This is a genomic window from Microbacterium sp. CCNWLW41 (genome assembly GCF_037083505.1).
In genome coordinates this window covers 50147-70669 of sequence record NZ_JBAOJP010000014.1, presented here as the reverse complement: position 1 = coordinate 70669, position 20523 = coordinate 50147, and the positions used below count along the sequence as shown (strand labels likewise).

At 72.2% G+C, this 20523-nt stretch carries 15 protein-coding genes and 1 tRNA gene; 8 read left to right on the top strand and 8 right to left on the bottom strand.

Annotated features, from left to right (window positions below; all coding sequences use genetic code 11):
• Positions 1 to 157: 157 nt before the first annotated feature.
• The gene (gene poxB, locus V6R91_RS33630; RefSeq protein ID WP_336398937.1) at positions 158 to 1882 is read left to right on the top strand and encodes a ubiquinone-dependent pyruvate dehydrogenase; all 1725 of its coding nucleotides are present in this window, start codon (positions 158 to 160) and stop codon (positions 1880 to 1882) included.
• Between the two features lie 60 nt (positions 1883 to 1942).
• On the opposite strand, the gene V6R91_RS33625 is transcribed toward poxB, so the two are convergent.
• The 4 genes from V6R91_RS33625 to V6R91_RS33610 form a co-directional block, all read right to left on the bottom strand.
• Positions 1943 to 3967 carry a hypothetical protein gene (locus tag V6R91_RS33625; protein WP_336398936.1) on the bottom strand — a complete coding sequence of 675 codons (2025 nt, stop codon included), beginning with the start codon at positions 3965 to 3967 and terminating at the stop codon, positions 1943 to 1945.
• A gap of 130 nt (positions 3968 to 4097) precedes the next feature.
• Positions 4098 to 6611: an NB-ARC domain-containing protein gene (locus tag V6R91_RS33620; RefSeq protein WP_336398935.1), complete on the bottom strand. Its 2514-nt coding sequence runs from the start codon at positions 6609 to 6611 to the stop codon at positions 4098 to 4100.
• Between the two features lie 70 nt (positions 6612 to 6681).
• Complete coding sequence (locus V6R91_RS33615; protein ID WP_336398934.1) at positions 6682 to 9489, bottom strand: hypothetical protein; 2808 nt, start codon at positions 9487 to 9489, stop codon at positions 6682 to 6684.
• Positions 9490 to 9559: 70 nt separating this feature from the next.
• Positions 9560 to 11383, bottom strand: a complete 1824-nt coding sequence (locus V6R91_RS33610; RefSeq protein ID WP_336398933.1) for an HSP90 family protein — start codon at positions 11381 to 11383, stop codon at positions 9560 to 9562.
• A 242-nt stretch (positions 11384 to 11625) separates the two neighbouring features.
• On the opposite strand from V6R91_RS33610, the gene V6R91_RS33605 reads away from it, so the two are divergent.
• From V6R91_RS33605 to nusG, 3 genes are all read left to right on the top strand, one after another.
• Positions 11626 to 11698: transfer RNA gene (locus V6R91_RS33605), tRNA-Trp, on the top strand.
• Between the two features lie 40 nt (positions 11699 to 11738).
• Complete coding sequence (gene secE, locus V6R91_RS33600) at positions 11739 to 12005, top strand: preprotein translocase subunit SecE (protein ID WP_067243855.1); 267 nt, start codon at positions 11739 to 11741, stop codon at positions 12003 to 12005.
• A 46-nt stretch (positions 12006 to 12051) separates the two neighbouring features.
• The gene (nusG, locus tag V6R91_RS33595; protein WP_336398932.1) at positions 12052 to 13065 is read left to right on the top strand and encodes a transcription termination/antitermination protein NusG; all 1014 of its coding nucleotides are present in this window, start codon (positions 12052 to 12054) and stop codon (positions 13063 to 13065) included.
• A gap of 142 nt (positions 13066 to 13207) precedes the next feature.
• Here nusG and V6R91_RS33590 read toward each other — a convergent pair whose 3' ends face one another.
• Entirely contained in the window at positions 13208 to 13603 is a 396-nt protein-coding gene (locus V6R91_RS33590) for a VOC family protein (protein ID WP_217996188.1), read from the bottom strand.
• Positions 13604 to 13702: 99 nt separating this feature from the next.
• Between V6R91_RS33590 and V6R91_RS33585 the strand changes: the two genes are divergently transcribed.
• From V6R91_RS33585 to rplA, 3 genes are all read left to right on the top strand, one after another.
• Positions 13703 to 14701 carry a helix-turn-helix transcriptional regulator gene (locus tag V6R91_RS33585; protein WP_336398931.1) on the top strand — a complete coding sequence of 333 codons (999 nt, stop codon included), beginning with the start codon at positions 13703 to 13705 and terminating at the stop codon, positions 14699 to 14701.
• Between the two features lie 189 nt (positions 14702 to 14890).
• Complete coding sequence (gene rplK / locus V6R91_RS33580; RefSeq protein WP_067243847.1) at positions 14891 to 15322, top strand: 50S ribosomal protein L11; 432 nt, start codon at positions 14891 to 14893, stop codon at positions 15320 to 15322.
• Positions 15323 to 15333: 11 nt separating this feature from the next.
• A complete protein-coding gene (gene rplA / locus V6R91_RS33575; RefSeq protein WP_067243844.1) occupies positions 15334 to 16023 on the top strand; it encodes a 50S ribosomal protein L1 in 690 nt (229 codons plus the stop codon).
• A 311-nt stretch (positions 16024 to 16334) separates the two neighbouring features.
• Here the strand turns inward: rplA and V6R91_RS33570 are convergent, their stop codons facing one another.
• Genes V6R91_RS33570 through V6R91_RS33560 form a run of 3 tightly spaced genes read right to left on the bottom strand, consistent with a single transcriptional unit; the run spans position 16335 to position 18991 of the window.
• Positions 16335 to 16616, bottom strand: a complete 282-nt coding sequence (locus V6R91_RS33570; protein WP_336398930.1) for an acylphosphatase — start codon at positions 16614 to 16616, stop codon at positions 16335 to 16337.
• Between the two features lie 13 nt (positions 16617 to 16629).
• On the bottom strand, positions 16630 to 17244 hold the full coding sequence (locus V6R91_RS33565; protein ID WP_271060245.1) for a TetR/AcrR family transcriptional regulator: 615 nt from the start codon (positions 17242 to 17244) through the stop codon (positions 16630 to 16632).
• Between the two features lies 1 nt (position 17245).
• Positions 17246 to 18991 (bottom strand): glycoside hydrolase family 3 protein, encoded by a 1746-nt coding sequence (locus V6R91_RS33560; protein ID WP_336398929.1) that lies wholly within the window; start codon positions 18989 to 18991, stop codon positions 17246 to 17248.
• A 203-nt stretch (positions 18992 to 19194) separates the two neighbouring features.
• Here V6R91_RS33560 and V6R91_RS33555 point away from each other — a divergent pair, with 203 nt between their 5' ends.
• The gene (locus tag V6R91_RS33555) at positions 19195 to 20520 is read left to right on the top strand and encodes an MFS transporter (RefSeq protein WP_336398928.1); all 1326 of its coding nucleotides are present in this window, start codon (positions 19195 to 19197) and stop codon (positions 20518 to 20520) included.
• Positions 20521 to 20523: the final 3 nt, after the last annotated feature.

Genomic DNA, 20523 nt, shown 5'->3' with positions numbered 1-20523 from the left:
GCTCGCGTTCCTCTCCCTCACGCCGGGACAGGCGATCGCGCGGGATCAGGCAACTTTGCACGATGCGTGCCTGATTGCGCGCGGATGCCTGATCCGGCGCGGCGGAACCTCGGGAGAAGACGGCCCTGCGGCCATTCGCCCGGAGTAGCGTCGGGGTATGACCAACGTCGCCGAGAACATCGTCCAGTCCCTCCGCGCGAACGGCGTCACCCGTGTGTACGGCATCCCCGGGGACTCCCTCAACGGGTTCACCGACGCGCTGCGCAAGGACGGCACCATCCGCTGGGTCCACGTGCGGCACGAGGAGTCCGCGGCGTTCGCCGCAGCCGCGGAGGCCGCGCTGACCGGAGACCTCGCCGTCGTCGCGGGGTCCTGCGGCCCCGGCAACCTCCACCTCATCAACGGTCTCTACGACGCCAACCGGTCGCGGGTCCCGGTGCTCGCGATCGCCGCCCACATCCCGACGAGCGAGATCGGGACCACCTACTTCCAGGAGACCCACCCGCAGGAGCTCTTCCGGGAGTCCAGCGTCTACGTCGAGTACGTCTCGGACCCGGCGCAGATGCCGCGCCTGCTGGAGATCGCGATGCGCACCGCGATCGAGGAGCGCGGCGTCGCGGTGCTCGTCATCCCGGGGGACATCGCCCTGGCCGAGGCCGAGGACGACCGGGTGACCGTGATCGAGCGCACGCACCCGGTCGTCGTCCCCTCCGCGGACGAGCTGGAACGTGCGGCGACCCTTCTGAACGCCGCCAAGCGCGTCACCATCCTCGCCGGCGCGGGAGTGCAGGGATCCCACGACGCCGTCGTCGCCCTCGCCGACCGGCTGGCGGCGCCCGTCGTCCACGCGCTCCGGGGCAAGGAGTTCATCGAGTACGACAACCCCCACGACGTCGGCATGACCGGACTGCTGGGCTTCGCGTCCGGCTATCGAGCGATGGAGGGCGCCGACGCGCTGCTCGTCCTCGGCTCCGACTTCCCCTATCCGCAGTTCTACCCGGCGGACGCGACGACCATCCAGGTCGACATCCGCGGCTCCCAGCTGGGGCGTCGGCACCCGCTCGATCTCGGTCTGGTCGGCGACGTCGGGGCCACGGCCGAGGCGCTCCTTCCCCGGCTGCGGGCGGACCGGAGCCGCGCGCATCTGGACGACGCCACCGCCCACTACCGGAAGACCCGCGCGAAGCTCGACGAGCTGGCGGTGCCCTCGCGGGGCAAGGCGCCGATCCACCCGCAGTACCTGGCCCGGCTGCTCGACGAGGCGGCCGCCGAGGATGCGGTCTTCACCGCGGACGTCGGCTCGCCCACGGTGTGGGCGGCGCGCTACCTGAGCATGAACGGGAAGCGGCGCCTGATCGGGTCCTTCAACCACGGATCCATGGCGAACGCGCTGCTGCACGGCATCGGTGCGCAGGCCACGCACCCGGATCGGCAGGTCGTGGCGCTGGCCGGGGACGGCGGCCTGACCATGATGCTGGGCGAGCTCATCACGCTCACGCAGAACGCCCTCCCGGTGAAGACGATCGTCGTGAACAACTCGTCGCTCAACTTCGTCGAGCTGGAGATGAAGGCGGCCGGCTTCGTGACCTACGGGACGGATCTGCACAACCCGGACTTCGCCGCGGTCGCGCAGGCCTGCGGGATCTTCGCCCGACGCGTCGAGCGCTCCGACGAGCTCGAGGACGCCCTGCGGGAGGTCCTGGCGCACGACGGGCCGGCGCTGCTCGACGTCGTCACCGAGCGCCAGGAGCTCTCGATGCCGCCGGCGGTGACCGCGGAGCAGGTCAAGGGGTTCGCACTGTACGCCATCCGCACGGTCCTGTCCGGGCGCGGGGACGAGCTGCTCGACCTCGCGAAGGCGAACTGGCGCCAGCTGTTCTGAGCCGGCTGCGCCGCGACATAGAGGAGCCCCCGGACCTGCCGGGGGCTCCTCCGTGCGGGATCAGGCGTCGCGCCGACGCACCCGCAGCAGGACGAGCCCGACCAGGACGCCGACCCCGGCCAGCCCGATCAGCAGCAGCGGCACCGCGCCGCCCGTCGCGGCCAGCGGGGGCGCAGATCCCTGCTCCGCGCTGATGACGATGTCCTGCCAGCCGATCACGGTGCCGTCGGCCTCAACGGCGGCGAGCCGGTGAGCGCCGGTCACGCCCTCCGGCAGCGTGACCTGGACGGTTCCGTCGGCGGCGATGGCCCGCACCCCGAGTGACGACGGGTCGGAGAGGAGCCACAGGCCCGCGCTCTGGCCGGCGCGCGCGGCGTCGAACGTCACCGTGAGTCGCTGCCCTTCGCGCGCGAATGCGGCGGTGGAGATGCCTCCCTCGGTCGCTTCGGTGAGTGCCTCGGGCGCCGGAGCCGGGTAGTCCGTCGCACCCGGGTTCGGGACGCTCGGCGTCGGCGTGGGGTTCGGCGTCGACGGTGACGGTGACGGCGTCGGTTGCGGGTTGGTCGGCGTGGGGGTCGGGGTCGGGCGGGGACCGGCGTCGCCCTGGAGGTTCCATTCGAGGACGGAGCTGCCGCAGGAGCCGAGCCCGGCGATGAGACGTCCGGATGCGGAGCCGTCGGCCTCGACGATCCCCGCGAACGTGAAGTCGAAGCCGGCGGCGCTGCCCGCCCACTCGATCTCGAAGGGGCGGGCGGTCGTGAGCGGGGTCGCCGGGATCGGCGCCTCGTCCGCGACATCCACCGTGCCGGACCCCACCTGACCGTCCGGTGTCACGCAGATCCACCGGAACTCGCCGGAGAGCCCGGTCACCCGTCCGGCGCCGTCGATCGTCATCGCGAACGGGCGCTCGTCGACGTCGGGCTCGTCGAGTCGGACACCGCCGACGTGCGTCTGCCGCGCGTCGCCACCGTAGGTCCCTGCCGCGGGGCGGTCGCCCTGTCCCTCGGGCACGACATGGAAGTCCGCCTCGAGCGAGCCCGAGGCGTGCACGATCCGCACGCGGTGCTCGCCGAGCTCGAGGGGGCCCGCGACGTCCAGCACCACCGTGCCCAGCGGAGCGATCTCCTCGGTGGAGACCAGGCGACCGTCCAGGTAGTAGTCCGCGGAACTGCCGCCGGGCAGATCCTCGGCGCGGACCCGGATGGGCTCTTCGGCCAGCTCCTGCGCGGTCACGACCCATGGGGACGCCGAGATCGTGCCCTCGAACGGACCGGGGTAGACGTCGCCGTCCGCGAGGACGTGCAGAGACGCCGTCGACGTGGCGACGACCTCGGTGGAGGCGAGGGCGACCTCGTGTTCCCCGACGGCGAGGTCCTGGACGAGGGCGAGCTCGGCTCGGCCCCAGGCGTCGCTGATCACCTCGTCCACGGCGGTCCCGTCGACGGTCAGGGTCAGCGGGGCGTTCGCCGGGTAGCCGTCGCCGGTGACCGCGGTGCCGCTGCGGGCGAGGTCCCACTGGGCGAGGCCTTCGGGGTGGGAGATGTCCAGGCTCGTGTCGAACCCGCCGGCGGTGACCGTGAGCGGAGCCTCCGCAGCGGTCCCGTCCGCGACGATCCGGATGACGTGCTCTCCCGCGGGGACGCGCCCGGCGATGTTCGCGGACACCCAGCCGTCGTCGTCCACGTCCTCCGTCGTCTCGGCGAACCCCGGGATGCTGATGGTCGCGACCGAGCCGGCGGGGAATCCGTCGCCCTCGACCCGGATCCCCTCGTCCGAGAGGACCTGCTGGGAGACGACGTCCGCATCCGGGAGCATGACGGCGCGTGCCGCGAGGTCCGGCGCCGAGGTCGTGGGGGCGCCGGAGGGCACGGCGGCGGGGACCGCGATCGGTGCGGGGAGCGCGGCGACGCGCGGCGCCTCGGCGGCAGCGGCGGGCGCGGCGGGCGGGGAAGGGGGCGTCGCGTCCTCTCCGGCCGCCGCCGACAGCGCGCCGGAGACGGTGAGCGCACCGGCGAGGCCGAGAGCGAGGGGGAGAGCGAGGGCGCCGATGCGCCGCGGCGCCGGGGTCCGGTGTGGTGTCTTCATGGCTTCCTTCGTCGAGAGGGGTCCGCACGGCGGGCCCCTCCGTCATCGCGGAGGCGAACCGCCCGACGGAAGCCTTCCCGCGCCCGACGGGGCGGACCAAGAATCGGGACGAATCGGAACGCGGGCCCGACTACCCGGCGGCGAGCTCGGCGCGCACCTCGTCGGCGAGATAGCAGCCGGCCTGGTCGAATCGCTCCACGGCGGCCCGGCGCAGGGCGTCGCGTTCTCCGCCGTCGTCGGCGAGCTTCGAGCGCTCATGGAGGATCTGCCCGTGGAGCATGTGCTCGGTGAAGGGCAGCAGCTCCTCCGCCTCGCGGAGCATGTCGCGGGCCCGGTCCGCGTCGCCGGTCCGCGCGATCCAGGGGGCCGCGATGATCAGGGTGTCCGCCGTGATCATCGCCTGCGCCATGCTCCGGGCGCGCTCCAGCGAGGCCTCCAGGACCTCCACGGCCTCGTCGAGGTCTCCGCGCGTGCCGAGCGCGACGCCGAGGTGGGAGTCGGCGTACACCAGGACGTGCTCGTACTCCAGCTCCTCGCCCAGCCGCTTGGCGATCCGCGTCGTCTCGACGGCCTCGTCCAGGAGTCCCTGGCGGATCAGCATGGTGCTCTGGTTCACCCGGAGGTTCGCCTCGAAGAGGCGGTGCCCGATCTCCTGGGCGATCCGCAGCCCTCGCGCGATGACGGCCTGCTCCTCGTCGAACAGGCCCAGGGTGTGCAGGGTGATGCTCAGGTTCAGCAGGTCCACGGTCAGGACGACCTTGTCGTCCAGCTCCTCGTGGATCCGCGTCGCCCGCTCCAGCTTCTCCTTCGCCACCTCGGGTCGGCCCTGTCGTCGGTCGATCATCGCGGACTGGTTGAGCAGGAGCCCGACGAACCGGGGATCGGGGTGCGAGGAGGACTCGTCGGCGAACGACATGGCGCGGTCGAAGTACTCCTGCGCGGTGTCCAGGTCGTCGCCGAACAGCAGGAGCTGGCCCGCGTCGCCGCTCGCCTTCCCCGCGGCGAGGTCGTCGCCCACGAGGATCGCCGTGTCCATCGCCGCCTCATGCAGCCGTACCGCCTCGCTCACGTAGCCGGCGACGGTCATCCACCAGCTGAGCCCCTCGGAGAGCCGGAACAGCAGCTCGGGGTGTCCGCGGTCGGGCGCGGCATGGGCGAGCGCGAGCAGGGACGGCAGCTCACGGCGGAGCCACGCCCGAGCCTCGTCCTCGCTCCAGTCCCGCTCGGGGTAGACGAACGCGGTGCTGCGGGCGCGATCGCCCGTCGCCCGCGCCAGGGTCGCGTAGGCGGCCCAGGTCCGCTCGGCGGCGGTCCGCGCCACACGCTCGAACGTCGCCGACCGCAGCCGCGGGGGATCCGTCTCCTCCGCGCGCTCGCGACCGAAGGCGCGCACGAGCGCGTGCAGCCCGATGTGCCGGTCGTCACGGCGGACGGCGACGCTCGCGTCGACGAGCTCGGCGATCGCCTTCCGAGCGCGGTCCCGGTCCCCGTCGAGGACCGCGGCCGCCGCGTCGGCGTCCAGCTCGGCGACGGGGAGGTCGGCGAAGGCCCGGAGCAGCAGGGTGGCGTCGGCGTCGAGAGCGGTGTAGGACAGGGCCAGGGAGGCGCGGATGTCGTCGTCCACGCGCGCCGTCGCCACGCGCTCGGCCATCAGGTCGATGTGCTCGGCGAGGGTCCACGTGGGATGCGTCGCCAGGCGGGCGCCGACGAGGGCCACCGCCAGGGGCAGGCCACCGGTGGCCTCGATGAGGTGCTCGGCCTCGGACCCGTCGACGACGGATCCGGCGGAGAGCGTCTCCAGCAGCGCCGCCGTCTCCTGCGCGTCCAGTCCGTCGACCTCGATGACCGTCCACGGCGAGTCACCGGGACGCGCCCGGCTGGTGACCAGCACCGCGCACGCGGGGTCCTGCCCGATGATGCGGTCGACCTGCTCGACCCCGGAGGCGTCGTCGAGCAACAGGACGGCGCGGCGGCTGGCGAGGGTGTGGCGAATGAGCGTCGCGCGCTCCTGCGGCGTCCTGGCCGTCGTCTCGTCGACGTCGAGCTGGCGGAGGACGGCGCGCTGCGCGGCGTCGGGATCGACGGGCAGCGCGCCCGCGCCCTTCCCGCGCAGGTCCAGGAACACCGCTTCGGCCCGCAGATCGGCCAGCGTCCTCAGGGCGAGCTGGGTCTTCCCCGCGCCTCCCATGCCGGTGAGCCAGAGCCGGGTCGGGACCGCGAGGGCCGCGGCGGCCCGGGCGAGGGCGTCCTGGCGTCCGGTGAAGGAGGGGACCGGGGCGGGCGGCTCGTGGCGCACCACGGCGACCGCGGCGCCGTCGGTGGCCGAGCGGGCCAGACGCACCCGCTGCGCCCACGGCTCGCGCAGATGCTCGGGGAGGCCGAGCACGGCGGCGATGTCGGCGACGGCCGCGGCGTCGAGCCGGCGTCGTCCCTGCTGGAACGACGCCCACACCGTGGTCTTCGCCAGGCCTTGGCGTCGATGCTCCGGCACCCCGCGCGCCGCCTGGAGCTCGACGACGCGGCGGCCGATCTCCTCGTAGGACGGAGAGCCCGCGGCCTCCCGCATCCCGCGCAGCTCGGCGGCGATCGTGTCCAGGCCTGTCGGCGGCCGGTCCCAGTCGACGGCGTCTTCGGCGTGTGGCATCGTCGTCCTTTCCCCCGCGCCGATGCTAGCGGTACCCCGGCCGCCTTCCGTCGCCGGGATCGGGCGGACGTCAGTCCTCTGCGAGCGCGCGGGCCTCGGCCGCCTCCCCGGCGCGTCCCAGCCCCTGCAGGACGTCGCCGAGCTCGAGCGCGGCGATCTGGCGCAGGGGAGGGATCTCGGCCGCGTGCTCGACGGCGGCGCGGTAGGCCGCCACCGCGTCCTCCGCGCGGCCGTCGCCGGCGAGGATCCGCGCCGCCATCAGCGCGGCGCCGCCGGCGGACTGCACGTCGCCCGCGGCGGCGTAGCCGTCCGAAGCCGTCAGGGCCGCCGAGACGGCCTCGTCGATGCGACCCAGCGGCGCGAGAGCACGGGCGCGGGAGTCGGTCACGTCCGCCACGAGCCAGTCGGCGTCGTTCTCGGCCGCGAGCCGCTCCACCTCGTCGAACAGGGCGAAGGCGCGGGCATCCTGCTTCGCGCCGTAGGCCTGGCCCAGGTTGTGCAGCACCTCGACGACGGCGCCGAGGGCATCCGTCGCGGTGCGGACGATCTCCGCGGCGGACTCCAGCAGCTCGACCGCGTCGTCCTGCTCGCCGAACTGACCGAGGATCCGTGCCTGCTCCAGCATCGCCATCGCCTGGTCGGCCGGCGCCTCCGCCTCGCCGAACAGCTGGGCGGCATGACCGAACGCTCCGTACGCCGGGCCGAACTCCTCCGCGGCGCGCAGCGCCCGTGCCAGCATCGACACGGTCATCGCCCGGCTCCCCGCCGGCTCGTCCTGCTCCTCCTCGATCGCCAGCACGTCCCCGAACACCTCCGCCGCCTCCGCGGCGTCGCCGATGGCCAGCATGGTCCGTCCGACGCGGTACTTCGCGCCGGCGACGTCGCCGCCCTCCTGCTCCGCGAACCGGGCCGTCACCCGATAGCGGGCGAGGGCCTGCTCCGGCTCTCCGGCGTCCTCCCACAGCGCCCCGGCGAGGAACTGCGCGTTGGCCAGGGCCCGGCGTCCGCCGAGACCCGCCACGATCCGGCTGACCTCGTCGGCGTCGGCGGCGCCGGCGGCGAACTCCCCGCGACCGCCGCGGATGCGGGCCCGCACCTCCAGCGCCCGAGCACGGACGCCCTGCGGCGTCTCCGGGTCCTCCAGCAGGCGCTCGGCGTGCACGAGGGCCGCCTCCGCGTCGTCGTTGCGCACGAGGAGGCCGATCGCCGCGAGCACGGCGCCGTATCCGAGGCGCGCGTCCTGGGCGGCGTCGAAGTGGCGCGCGGCCTGCTCCACGAGGTCCATGGCCGCGGCCGGGTCGGTCTCGTCGCGATGGTGGGCAAGGGTCAGGGCGATGTCGCCGCGGGTGCGCGGGGAGAGATCCGCGGACGACGCGAGCAGCTGTGCGAGCCCGTCCAGGTCCTCGTCGGAGGCGCGCCCGAACAGCGCCAGGCCGAAGCGCTCCTCCACGTCCGCCTGGGAGGTCTCCCCGGCTTCGCGGAGGGTCCGCACGCGATCCTCCAGCAGGGCCGCCGCCTCCTCGTCGCGGCCGAGGTGCACGAGGGCGGCCAGGCGCTGGCCGGTGAGCACGGCGCGGCGTTCCGCGTCGACGGCGTCGATCGCGTGCGGCAGGGCTTCGAGGGCCTCGTGCGCCGCGCCGAACGCCGAGAGGTCGACCACCCGGCGGTACCAGCCGTCGGGGTCGGCGGGCGCCTGATCCGCGGGCGGCGTCACGAACGCGTCCGAGCGGATCGGGACGTCGAAGCTCTCCGTCGCGAGCGCACGGGCCGCCTCGAGCCGTCGGGCCTGCCCGTCCGTCCCGTCGCGCTCGTCGAACCGACGTCCGATCCGCTCCGCGGCCGCCCACGCGGCCCCCGCGAGCTCGGCGGCCGTCCATGGTCCTCGGCCGCCGCCGTCGCGCTCGCCGAAGAACGGGACGAGCTCGGCGGCGTCCGCGCCGCGCACCGGCGTGTCGCCGTGGCCGGCGGTGACCACGCGGTCGAGGGTCGTGCCGACGGCCTGGAGCATCCGGACGTGGGCGCGGACGGCGAGCGGGTCGTGGGCCAGCCACGGCAGGTGCCGCTCGACGAGGCTCAGCGCGCGGGCCTCGTTGCCGGTCACCGCGCAGAAGACGATGTTGTTGGCGATCGTCGAGAGCAGATCCGGATTGTCCTTGGACATCCGGTAGCTCCGCAGATGAGCGGCCTTGGCGTCGTCGTGGCGGCCCTCGTGCAGAGCGGGGACGAGGGACACCGACAGGGCGTGCTCGGGCTCCTCGCCGCAGGAGAACCCGCCCTCGATCATCTCGTCGACGAGGCGCAGGGCCTCGTCCTCACGCCCGGTCTCGGCGAAGAAGCCCGCGATCTGGCTGCGTCCGCAGGCGTCGCAGTGGCTGTGCGAATCGCGCGGCGTCGCCTCGAGCCGGACGCGCAGGCGCTCGGCCTCGTCGATCCGGCCGGAGGCCCACGCGTCCTCGAACCGGGCCATGAGCACGCCGCTGATGCCCAGCCCGGCCGTGCGGTAGTGCGTCTCCATGTCGTCCAGGACCGCGGCGATCTGGTCGGCGGCGAAGGCGGGGGAGGAGCGCAGCGACGACGCCATCCACTTGAACTGCCACATGAGATCCGCCGCGCCGTTCTCGATGTCGGCGGGGAAGCGGACGGGGTCGGCGTCGTGGTGTGCGAGGCACCACGCGAACGAGGTCAGCATGAGATCGGTGATCCCGCCCATGTTCGCCGAGGCGGTCTGGCGCATCCGTGCCCGGTACTCCAGCTCCTCGTCGCCGATCTCGACGGCCAGCGCCACCGCCTCGGCCGTCAGGGCCTGCTCATGCGGACCCCACGGGGTGCGGTCGATCTCGTCGAACAGCTCGATGAGACGGTTCTTGGGGCCAGGCATGGTTCCTCCTGAGGCTGCTTTCGGTCGTTGAGCGAGCGGAGCGTGTCGACACGCGATGACAGTGCGGCGGTCACAGCTCCGGCAGGGGCGGATGCTCCGCGCCGAGTCCCGCGGAGAGCGCCACGAGGTCGGCGAGCGCCCCGGTCATGAGGGAGCGGTCGGCGTCGGAGAGGGGACGATGACCGGCCAGCAGCGCCTGGATGTAGAGGAGCTGGACGGTCCGGGCGAACACGGCGTCGTCGGTCACGCCGCGCAGCGCCCTGACCACGCGGTTGGACCAGTTCAGACAGAGGCGCGCGGCGAGATCGTCGTCCGTGCCCGGCGCGACCGCGTCGTCGATGCGGTCCAGCACGCCGCCCCACAGCGTCCCGGTCACGCCCTTCGTCCGGGTGCGGTCCATCCGCCGCAGGACCGCGGGGTCGGCGACGTACAGCGCGGGAAGCTCGGACTGGCCGATCGTGCGCACCACCACGGCGCAGCCGATCCCGGCGAGCACGGCGGCCGCGCGGTCCTCCAGGGCGACGGCGGCGGCACGGTCATCGAGCGGCGGCGGATCGAGGCGGTCCAGCTCGCCCACCACGTCGACCTTCTCCACCGTGACCGACGGGTAAAGGTCCGGCAGCCGCCGGACGAGGTCGGCGTCGTACAGGTAGCCGCCGTTGACCAGGATCTGGTCGGCGCGGCTGATCCCCGCCACCTGGCGGAACTCGTCCACGGTCTCGGCGTAGCGGATGTGCGGATGCCGCTCGACCAGGTCGCCGACGCTCATCGTGCCGTGCGTGGTCTCCACGGTGAGCCACCGCGTGATGAAGCGCGCCAGCTCCTCGTCGTGGCGGATCAACGACTTCAGCCCGACCTCGTGCACCGCGACGAACTGCGCCAGGCGGTGCGGCTCCCGCAGCCCGAGCTCCAGCACCCATCGACGGATCGCCGCGCCCAGGTGCTCGCGCACGTGCTCCAGGGCGGCGTCCTCGACGAGCGACTCGCGACTGGCGGTCGGCGACAGCCCCGTGGAGTCGACGACGGCGCGGACGAAGAAGGCCCAGTCCGGAAGGACGTCGTCGGCGCGCTCGGACAGGAGCATCCGGCCCAGGTACATGCGGGTCGCCTGGCGGGCACCGGGAGGAGGGGCGAAGGGGAGGACGTACGCGACGCCGCGGGTGCCGGTGGCGGGCTCGTCCAGCTCGATGAGGTCGAGGGGCGTCGCCCCGAGCAGCTCCCGGCCGTAGGCCACGGCCGACTGGGGATCCTCGCGCAGGCAGAGGAACGGGGCGGGATGGGTGAGATCGGCGACGCCGCCGTCCGGCAGCTCCAGCTGCACGGACACGGGCAGGAACTCGGCGAAGGTCCGCGCGAGGTCACGGACCGCGTCGGCGCGCAGCAGGTCGGCCTGACCGAAGCGCGGCGCGAGGTGGACGCTGGTGCCGACGGGCAGGTCCTCGTCCAGCTCACGGACGTGGAAGGTGCCGTCGGCGTTCCCGGTCCACTCCACGGGGGCGCCGCCGCGCGCGCTGCGGGAGCGGATCACGATGGCGTCGGCGACCATGAAGCAGCTCAGCAGACCGATCCCGAACTGCCCGAGGTAGTCCGAGCGGGGCAGGTCGAAGATGTCCCGCTTGGAGCTGCGGCCCACGGTGGCGAGCAGGTCCGCGACCTCGGCGGATGTGAGGCCCACGCCGTCGTCGGTGAGGACGAACTCGCCGGTGGCGTCGGTGAGCGGACGGATCCGGATCCGCCCTCCTCCGCCGTCGACCTCGGCGCGAGCGGTCACTGCATCGCGGGCGTTCTGCAGCAGCTCCCGGAGGTACACGCGCGGACCGGAGTAGATGTGCCGACTGAGCAGGTCCACGACCCCGCGCAGATCCACCTGGAACTGCTGAATCTCGGCGCCCACCGCGCTCCCTCCCCGCGGCCCTCGCCCGGTGTCCGGGCCGCGTGCCGAGCCTAACAACCACGGGCCCTCCCGCTCACAGGAACGGCGTCGCCGTCGCCGCGCCTCGCCCGGGACCGGCCCCGGTTCGGCGGGGGCCTCCGGCATGCCGTACACTGGATCCGCAGTTGTTGTCTGCATTCTTTCGCCGTGCCCCGGTCTGACCGGGACCGACGGGGAACGCGGGCAGAGACCCCCGGGTCTCTAGGGCGGTAGCTCAATTGGCAGAGCAGCGGTCTCCAAAACCGCAGGTTGCAGGTTCGATTCCTGTCCGCCCTGCGCGTCAGCGCGAAGCTGGCACACGAAAGGTACATTCAGGATGGTTCAGGACGCATCGGGCGCTGTGGTCTCCGCAGCGAACGGCGGCGCGGGCCGCGAGAAGAAGCTGGGCTTCTTCGGTCGTATCGCGCTGTTCTTCCGCCAGGTGATCGCCGAGCTCCGCAAGGTCGTCACCCCGACGCGCAAGGAGCTGGTCAAGTACACGCTGGTCGTCCTGGCGTTCGTCCTGGTGATGATGGGGCTGGTCTACGGCCTCGACATGGTGTTCTCGTGGCTGACGGCGCAAGTCTTCGGCGTTCCTGCGTGATCCCACGGGTCGAGTCCTGACGCCCCACCTGACCGAAAGAAACCAAGTGTCTGAACGATTCCCCGACGACGCCGACTGGGCGACCGCCGCTGAGCAGTCCAGCGAGGAGGACGAGGCGCAGGAGGGCGAGACGCTCTCCGAGCAGGAGCGCTCCGTCACCCCCGCCGAGCACGTGGCCCTGCACATCGAGGGCGACGAGGCGGACGAGGACGACACGGACGAAGACATCGACATCGAAGACCCGGAGGCGGACGCGATCGTGAACGACGCTCTCAACCTGGACGAGGCGGCGGAGTCCGAGGCCGCCGCCGAGGTCCTCAACGACGCCACGGCCGAGGAGGCCGCGGACCGCGAGGCCGCCGCGGCCGAGGAGGTCAGGCCCTACGACGGCCCCGACGTGAACGGGGAGGACGAGGCGGCCGACGACGCCGACGAGGAGGACCCCTACGAGGCCTTCCGCGCCGACCTGCGGATGCTCCCCGGCAAGTGGTACGTCATCCACTCCTACGCCGGATTCGAGCGCAAGGTGAAGGCCAACATCGAGCAGCGCAAGTCGACGCTCGAGGTCGAGGACGACATCTACCAGATCGAGGTCCCGATGGAGGACGTCGTCGAGATCAAGAACGGGCAGCGCAAGATGGTCACGCGCGTCCGGATCCCCGGCTACGTGCTCGTGCGGATGGAGCTCAACGAGGACACCTGGTCGGTCGTCCGCCACACGCCCGGCGTCACCGGTTTCGTGGGCAACGCCCACAACCCCACGCCGCTGCGCTTCGAAGAGGCCTTCAACATGCTGAAGTCGCTCGTCGAGGTCAAGGACGTCCCCACCGCCAAGGCCGTCGCGGCCAAGGGCGGCACGGCCGTCGCCCGCCCGCTCGCGGCGGAGGTCGACTTCGAGATCGGCGAGACCATCACCATCAAGGAAGGCTCGTTCGCGGGTCTTCCCGGTTCGATCTCCGAGATCAAGCCGGAGAGCGGCAAGCTCACCGTGCTGGTGTCGCTGTTCGAGCGCGAGACCCCGGTCGAGCTGTCGTTCGACCAGGTCACCAAGATGGTCTGACACTCTGCGTCACGAGAACGGCCGCCCCTCGGGGCGGCCGTTCCGCGTTTCGGATGCCGATGCACGACGCGGACGCACGGGCGATCCCCGCATCCGGCCGGGCGCCTGTCCCTGGTCGTGCATCCGTGCCGGCCAGGCCGCGTCAGGCGTGCTGCGCAGCCCAGTGCGGGCTCTGGATGAGCCCGATCAGGTTGCCGAAAGGGTCGCTGACAGACGCCGACCACCAGCCCTCTCCGCGCTGGGTGACGGGGTCGAACGGGCGGGCGCCGAGGGCGATCAGGCGCTCGAAGCTCGCCTGGATGTCATCGACGTGCATGCTCACCAGCGCGCCGCCGGGCTGGGAGAGCACGGGACGGAAGCGGGCATCCATGAGGGCGAACTCGTCCTCGTCGTCGCCGAAGCGCCACTCGGCGTACTGTGCAGGCCCCTGCTCGGGCCGTACGAAGTACGGCGCCGAGTCGAACACGGCGCTGTACCACTCCACGGCGGCGACCATGTCGTCGGCGACGAGGTTCAGGTTGGCGAGTCCACGGAACATGATTTCTCCTTCACGGCGTTGGTGCTGTTCCTTCTATGCTCACGGGTGAAGTGATCACCTTCTGATCACTTCACAAACCTCGTCGAAGGAAGTTCTGAGATGCGCGCGGACCGCCTGATACAGGCCCTGTTGCTCCTGCAGGGGAGGGAGCGGATCACGGCCGCGGAGCTGGCGGCCGAACTGGAGGTCTCCGTGCCGACGGCCCGGCGCGATCTCGAGGCGCTCGCGATGGCCGGCGTCCCGATCTACCCGAGCCGCGGACGCGGAGGCGGTTGGCGGCTGATCGGCGGGGCGCGCACGGATCTGACCGGTCTCACCGAGAGCGAGGTGACGTCGTTGTTGATCGGTCTCACGCAGGGCGGGGCTGCGGAGCCGGAGCGGATCGCAGCGGTGCGCAAGCTCGTGCAGGCTGCGCCCGCGCCGTTCCGAGAGGGGGCCCGGCGGGTGGCGGATGCCACCGTGCGGGATCTGCCGTGGGGCGAGGCGGTGGACGCGTCCGAGGCGAGAGCCGTGGCCGAGCTGCAGCGCGCGATCGCGCGTCGTCGGCAGGCTCGCGTGACGTACGCCGGCTCGTACGGAGAGCGCGAGATCGTCCTCGTCCCGCTCGTCGTCGGCAGTCGCGGCGCCCGGTGGTATCTCCTCGGCGCGCCGACGGCGGAGGGGACGGAGATCGCCGACATCCAGCGGCTGCGCACCTATCGGGTCGATCGGATCCGCGCCCAGGAGGTGCTGTCCGCGGCCGGTGCGGGGCCCGCGGATTTCGACGCGCAGGCGGAGTGGTCCCGCATGGTCGACCGCGTCGAGCAGCTGCGCGGCGCCGTGCGCGCGTGGGTCCGGGTGCAGCCGTGGGCCGTTCGCACGCTGACGGATCGGTTCGGTACTCAGGCGCGGGTGCCGCACGCGCAGCCCGATGCCGACGGGCGCAGCCTCGTGGAGGTGAGCGCGCACCGCGTGTCCGCGCTCGCCGAGCAGCTCGCCGGGTGGACCGGTGTCGCGGAGGTCGTGGCGCCCGCCGAGGTCCGCGCCGCGTTGCGGGATCTGGGGGAGCAGATCCTCGCGACCTATTCCGCTCGAGGCGGGCCGGCCGTCCTCGAGTGACGGTGCTTCGCTTCCGCGCCCGTGCCTCCGTCTCTCCGACGGACGTGATCGGACCAACGGTCCGGGATCAGGTAGACTTGTGTGGTTTGCGGCGCGTTCCGGCGCGCCCGCGGACGTCACCGCGATCCGGAGATGCCGGATCGGCGGGAGAGGGGTGCCGCACGGCATCCGCTCGAGAAAGGAATCACGATGGCACCGAAGAAGAAGGTGACCGGCCTGATCAAGCTCCAGATCAACGCCGGCGCCGCCAACCCGGCGCCGCCGATCGGCCCCGCGCTCGGTCAGCATGGCGTCAACATCATGGAGTTCTGCAAGGCGTACAACGCCGCGACCGAGTCGCAGCGCGGCAACGTCATCCCCGTGGAGATCACCGTCTACGAGGACCGCAGCTTCACCTTCGTCCTGAAGACCCCGCCGGCGGCGGAGCTCATCAAGAAGGCCGCCGGCCTCCAGAAGGGCTCGGCCACGCCGCACACGGTCAAGGTCGGCAAGATCTCGGCCGAGCAGGTCCGTCAGATCGCCGAGCAGAAGCAGGCCGACCTGAACGCGAACGACATCGACGCCGCGTCGAAGATCATCGCCGGCACCGCCCGTTCCATGGGCATCACGGTCGAGGGCTGAGGGAGATAACGATGGCTACCAAGTCCAAGGCTTACCGCAACGCCGCCGCGAAGATCGAGGCGGACCGCTTCTACACCCCGAGCGAGGCCGTCGCCCTCGCCAAGGAGACCGGCTCGGCGAAGTTCGACTCGACCGTCGAGGTCGCCCTGAAGCTCTCGGTCGACCCGCGCAAGGCGGACCAGATGGTGCGCGGCACCGTCATCCTCCCGCACGGCACCGGCAAGACCGCCCGCGTCATCGTCTTCGCCACCGGCCCCGCGGCCGAGGCGGCGATCGCTGCGGGCGCCGATGAGGTCGGCGGCGCCGAGCTCATCGAGAAGGTCGCCGGCGGCTGGACCGCGTTCGACGCGGCCGTCTCCACCCCCGAGCTCATGGGCCAGGTCGGCCGTCTCGGCAAGGTGCTCGGCCCCCGCGGCCTGATGCCGAACCCGAAGACCGGCACCGTGACCCCGAACCCGGCCAAGGCGGTCGAGGACATCAAGGGCGGAAAGATCGAGTTCCGCGTCGACAAGCACGCCAACGTGCACTTCGTCGTGGGCAAGGCGTCCTTCTCGGCCGAGCAGCTCGACGAGAACATGAAGGCGGCCCTCGAGGAGATCGTCCGCCTCAAGCCGTCCAGCTCGAAGGGTCGTTACATCCAGAAGGGTGCGGTGTCGACCACGTTCGGCCCCGGCATCCCGCTGGACGTCAACGCCATCTGAGCGAAGACCTGAGCCCGTCGGCTCGCACGAAGGCCCCCACTGGTGGGGGCCTTCGTCGTCTGCGGACGGCCTCGCGAGCCCGCGCACCACGTGCGCGAGAACAGGCGAACACGCGAGAACAGGCACTCGCGTGGCAGTGCCGCCTGAGTCTGCGCGTCTGCCTGATCTCGCGGGGTCCGCGCACCCCACGCGCGAGAACTGGCGCTTGCGCGAGAACAGGCGAACACGCGAGAACAGGCGAACGCGCGGCAGTGCAGCCTGATTCCGCGCGTCTGCCTGATCCGGCAACGCCCCGCGCCGCGCGAAAGTGATCACTCGGTGCGGAGGATCTCGAAGCCCCTGACGCCGATCGGCGTCTCCTCGGCGGTGACGAGGTCGTCGACAGCGGCGCCTGGCGGGCCGTGCCGCATCCACGCGAGCAGCGACGCCACGGCGGTCGGGGATCCTTCGAGGGCCGCCTCGACGGTGCCGTCTCGCCGGTTGCGGACCCAGCCGGACACTCCGCGATCCTCGGCGGCGTGGCGGGTGGCGTAGCGGTAGCCCACGCCCTGGACGTGCCCTCGGACGGACACGTGCACGCGTCGGGCATCCATCTCGGGTCCCCGGTCAGGCGCGGACACGCGCATACAGCGCGTCGACCGCGGCGGTGAACGTCCCGACGTAGTCGATGCGGTCCGGAAGGGTCGACCACTGGTCTCGGATGCCCTCGTTGAGGGCGAGGAGCTCGAGGATCACCTGCTGCGGATCCGTGCCCTCGGCGATCTCGCCGTCCTCGATCCGGCGTGCGACGAAAGGGACGAGCGCGTCGAGCGCCGCCTCGAGCGTGCGCTGTGCGCGGCCCTCCACCGGATGCCCCTCGATCCGCGATGCGCCGGTGAGCATCACTCGGAAACGCAGCAGGTCGGGCTCGTCGGCGGCGGCGCGGACTGCGGCGATGAAGCCGTCGAACAGCTCGCGGACGGATGCCGCCGGGAGCCGCACGGACTGGTACACCTCTTCCCGGCGCTCGACGACCGCCATGAAGAGGTCCTGCTTGGTCGAGAAGTGGTGGAGGACCCCGGCGTCGGTCACGCCGGCGGCACGGGCGATGTCGGCGATCCGCGTGGTCTCGTACCCCTTGCGGCCGAACTCGCGGGTGGCGGCTGCGAGGATCGCGGCGCGCCGGGCATCCCCGCGTGCAACGCGCTTGTCGGTCTCGGCGACGGTGTCGGAAGTGGTCACGCTACGACCATACGAGGCCGTCCCCGAATCGGAAGAGCGGATCGGCCGTGTCGAACGGGACGTCCTCGCGCGAGGCCTCGACGGCGGCCATCGACCGGGGGAGGTCGAACGGCAGACGCCCGGTCACCGGGGCCGCTCCGGACACCGCTTCCAGGAGGACGTCGTCGTCGACGCCGAAGGACCCGATCAGCGAGACGGGGAGCGCGGCGAGCGGAGTGAGCACGGCCGGGCGTTCCAGGAACACGTCGATCACCGTCGGAATCGTCGCGGCGAGCGCGGCGATGCGGGCGACCTCCTCGGACGGGAACTCCAGGCTGCCGCCGTGGAATCCCTGTTCCAGCATCCCCTCACGAGGCTCATACGGCGCCGTGAGACGCAGGATCGCGAGGTCCGCGGCCCCGGGGTCGTCGACAGGGCTCGCGAAGCGGGCGAGGATCCCCGGATCCACGCCCTCCGCATAGACACGCACGTCGTGACTCAGCGTGACGGGTGCGCCCTGGATGGCCACCAGCGAGGTGCGCTGCACCGTCCGTGCGAGCTCCCGGTGAGCCGGCGTCGCGATCCGCTCGCGGACCGGCTCAGGCTCGGTGTCCTCGACCCCGGGCGCGCGGCGAAGGAGCCCGAGGCGGTCCTTCTCGCGCAGCACCCGGCGCACGGACTCGTCCAGTCGCCCCACCGTCACGAGGCCGCGCTCGACGGCGGTCAGGAGGGGAGCGGGGTCGTCCTCGCCTCCGAACTGGTCGACGCCCGCGTCGAGGAGCCGCGCGACCCGCTCGACGGGATCGGCGTGCAGCATGCCCCACGCGCGGACCGGGAATGAGAGCCCGAGCCGGGGCAGGCGCATGCCGTGCACGATGTTGAAGTCCGTCACGACGACGCCGTCGAAGCCCAGGCGCTCGCGCAGCAGCCCCGTGACGATGCGGCGCTCGAAGGCGAAGCCGACCTCGTCGTAGTCGAGCCCGAGCGGTGCGGCGTACCCGGGCATGACGCGCACGACGCCGGAGCGCAGCGCGGCGGCGAACGGCGCGAGGTGGTCCTCGAACCGGCCGCCCGGATAGACAGTGTGTGCGCCGCGCTCGAAGTGCGCGTCCTCCCCTCGCGCCTGTGGGCCGCCGCCGGGGAAGTGCTTCGCGGTCGCGGCGATCCCCGCCTCCTGCAGGCCGGCGACGTAGGCCGCGACCATCTCGGCGGCGAGAGCGGGGTCCTCGCCGAAGGTGCCTGCGACCCGCGCCCACCGCGGTTCTGTGGCCAGGTCCGCCATGGGGTGGAGGGCGATGTGCAGGCCGGCGGCGCGCAGCTCGGTGCCGATCATCTTCGCGGTCCGCCGCGCCAGGTCCGGATCGCGCGTGGCGGCGAGGCCGATCGGCTCCGGCAGGGTGGTGAATCCTCCGCCGCTCTGGGCGACCTGCGCGTTGCGGGTGCGCCCGTGGACGGGATCTGCGGCGAGGGAGACCGGGACGCCGAGCCGCGTCGCGGCGGCCGTCCGACGGATACGGGCGGACCATACGGCCAGCTCCTCGACAGGGGCCGGGTTCATCAGGGTGAGGTGCGTGATGTGCCGCTCCCGGATGAGCTCCGTTGTCGGGGCGAACCCGAACGGCGACTCCTCGTCGGCGCCCTCCCAGAGCGATCCGTCCGCACCCGTGACGACGCGCGCCACGAGGAGGCTCCCGACCTTCTCCTCCAGGGTCATCGCGGCCAGGAGTGCATCGGCGGTGCGGGGGGCGAGCGTGGGGGAGGGCTCCATGGGGCTCCTTCGAGGTCGGTGCGACGCCTCCCAGTAGACCACAAACCTAGTCACGACTAAGTAAATTTTCCGCGAACGATTGCGGGGTGATGGGGGCGAGGGATATTGTCGGCTCAATTCACTTAGTCGTCACTAGGTTTTTACTCCCGCGATGGCAATGGCTGGTCCAATGAGGGACCGGACAGGATTGAGGAAGGATCCCCATGGCCACCCCCACCGCCCGCACCGCACCCGTCGTGCGCGTGCCGATGCTCCGCGTCTACCTGCTGGCGCTCATCGAGCTCGCCACCCTCGGCGCTCTCGTCACCCCCCTGGTCGTCTCGCTGTCGCTCAAGGTCCTGGAGCTGGTTCCGCAGACGCAGAAGGAAGGGGCGCTGGGGCTGGTCACGGCGTCGGGCGCGCTCGCGGCCCTGCTCGCCAACCCGATCTTCGGGCATCTGTCCGATCGCACCCGCAGCCGGTTCGGGCGCCGGCGGCCCTGGCTGATCGGCGGCGCGCTCGGCGGCCTCGGGGCGGCGGTGATCCTCGCAACGGCCCCGAACCTGCCCGTCCTCGTCCTCGGGTGGGTGCTCTCCCAGGCCGCCTACAACGCGACGCTGGCCGCGTTGTCCGGCCTCCTCGCCGACCAGGTGCCTGAGGAGCAGCGATCGCAGGCGTCGGGGATCTTCGGGGCCTTCGGCTTCCTCGGCATGGTGCCGGCGATGCTCGTGGCGACCCTGTTCGCCGCGCATCTGCCGCTCGTGATCCTCGCGATGCCGGTGTTCGCCGTCGCCTCCGTGACCATCCTGTGCCTGGTCCTCCCGGATCCGCCCGTCGAGCGAGCGGAGAGCCGGCACGGGTCGCTCCTCCAGGTGTTCGCCGCGTTCGCCTTCCACCCGGGGAAGGCGAAGACCTTCACCCTGGTCTGGATCCAGCGCGCGACGATGCAGCTGGGGTACACCGTGGTGTCGACGTTCGGGCTCTTCTACCTCATGGTGCGGCTCGGCATGGACCAGACCGCGGCCGCGTCGCTGACGTCGATGGCGACCCTGGCGGGGGCGGCGCTGAACTTCGTGGCCGCATTCGCGTGCGGCTACCTCGCCTCCCGCCGCGGGAACTACACCCCGTTCATCGTGGGAGCCGCGGTGCTGATGGCCGTGTCTCTCGTCCTCAAGGCGTTCACCGACAGCACTTCGGTGTTCTGGGTCAGCACACTGTTGGCCGGGTTCGCCCTCGGCGCCTACTACGCGGTCGACCTCGCGCTCGCGATGCGCACGCTGCCGCGCGGGGAAGAGGGCAAGTTCCTCGGCATCTTCAACGTCGCGAAGACCCTTCCGCAGTCGCTCGCTCCGGCACTGGCGCCATTCCTCGTCATGATCGGAGGAGCGGACCCCGTCTCCGGGGGCGACAAGAACTACGCGGCGCTCTACCTCGTGGCGGCCCTGCTCGTCCTCGCCTCGCTGCTCACCTTGCCCGGTCTGCGCGGCGTTCTGCGCCGGAAAGACCACGAGCGGGTGTCCGTGCCCGAGTCGGCGACCCGCGCCGGGTGAGCG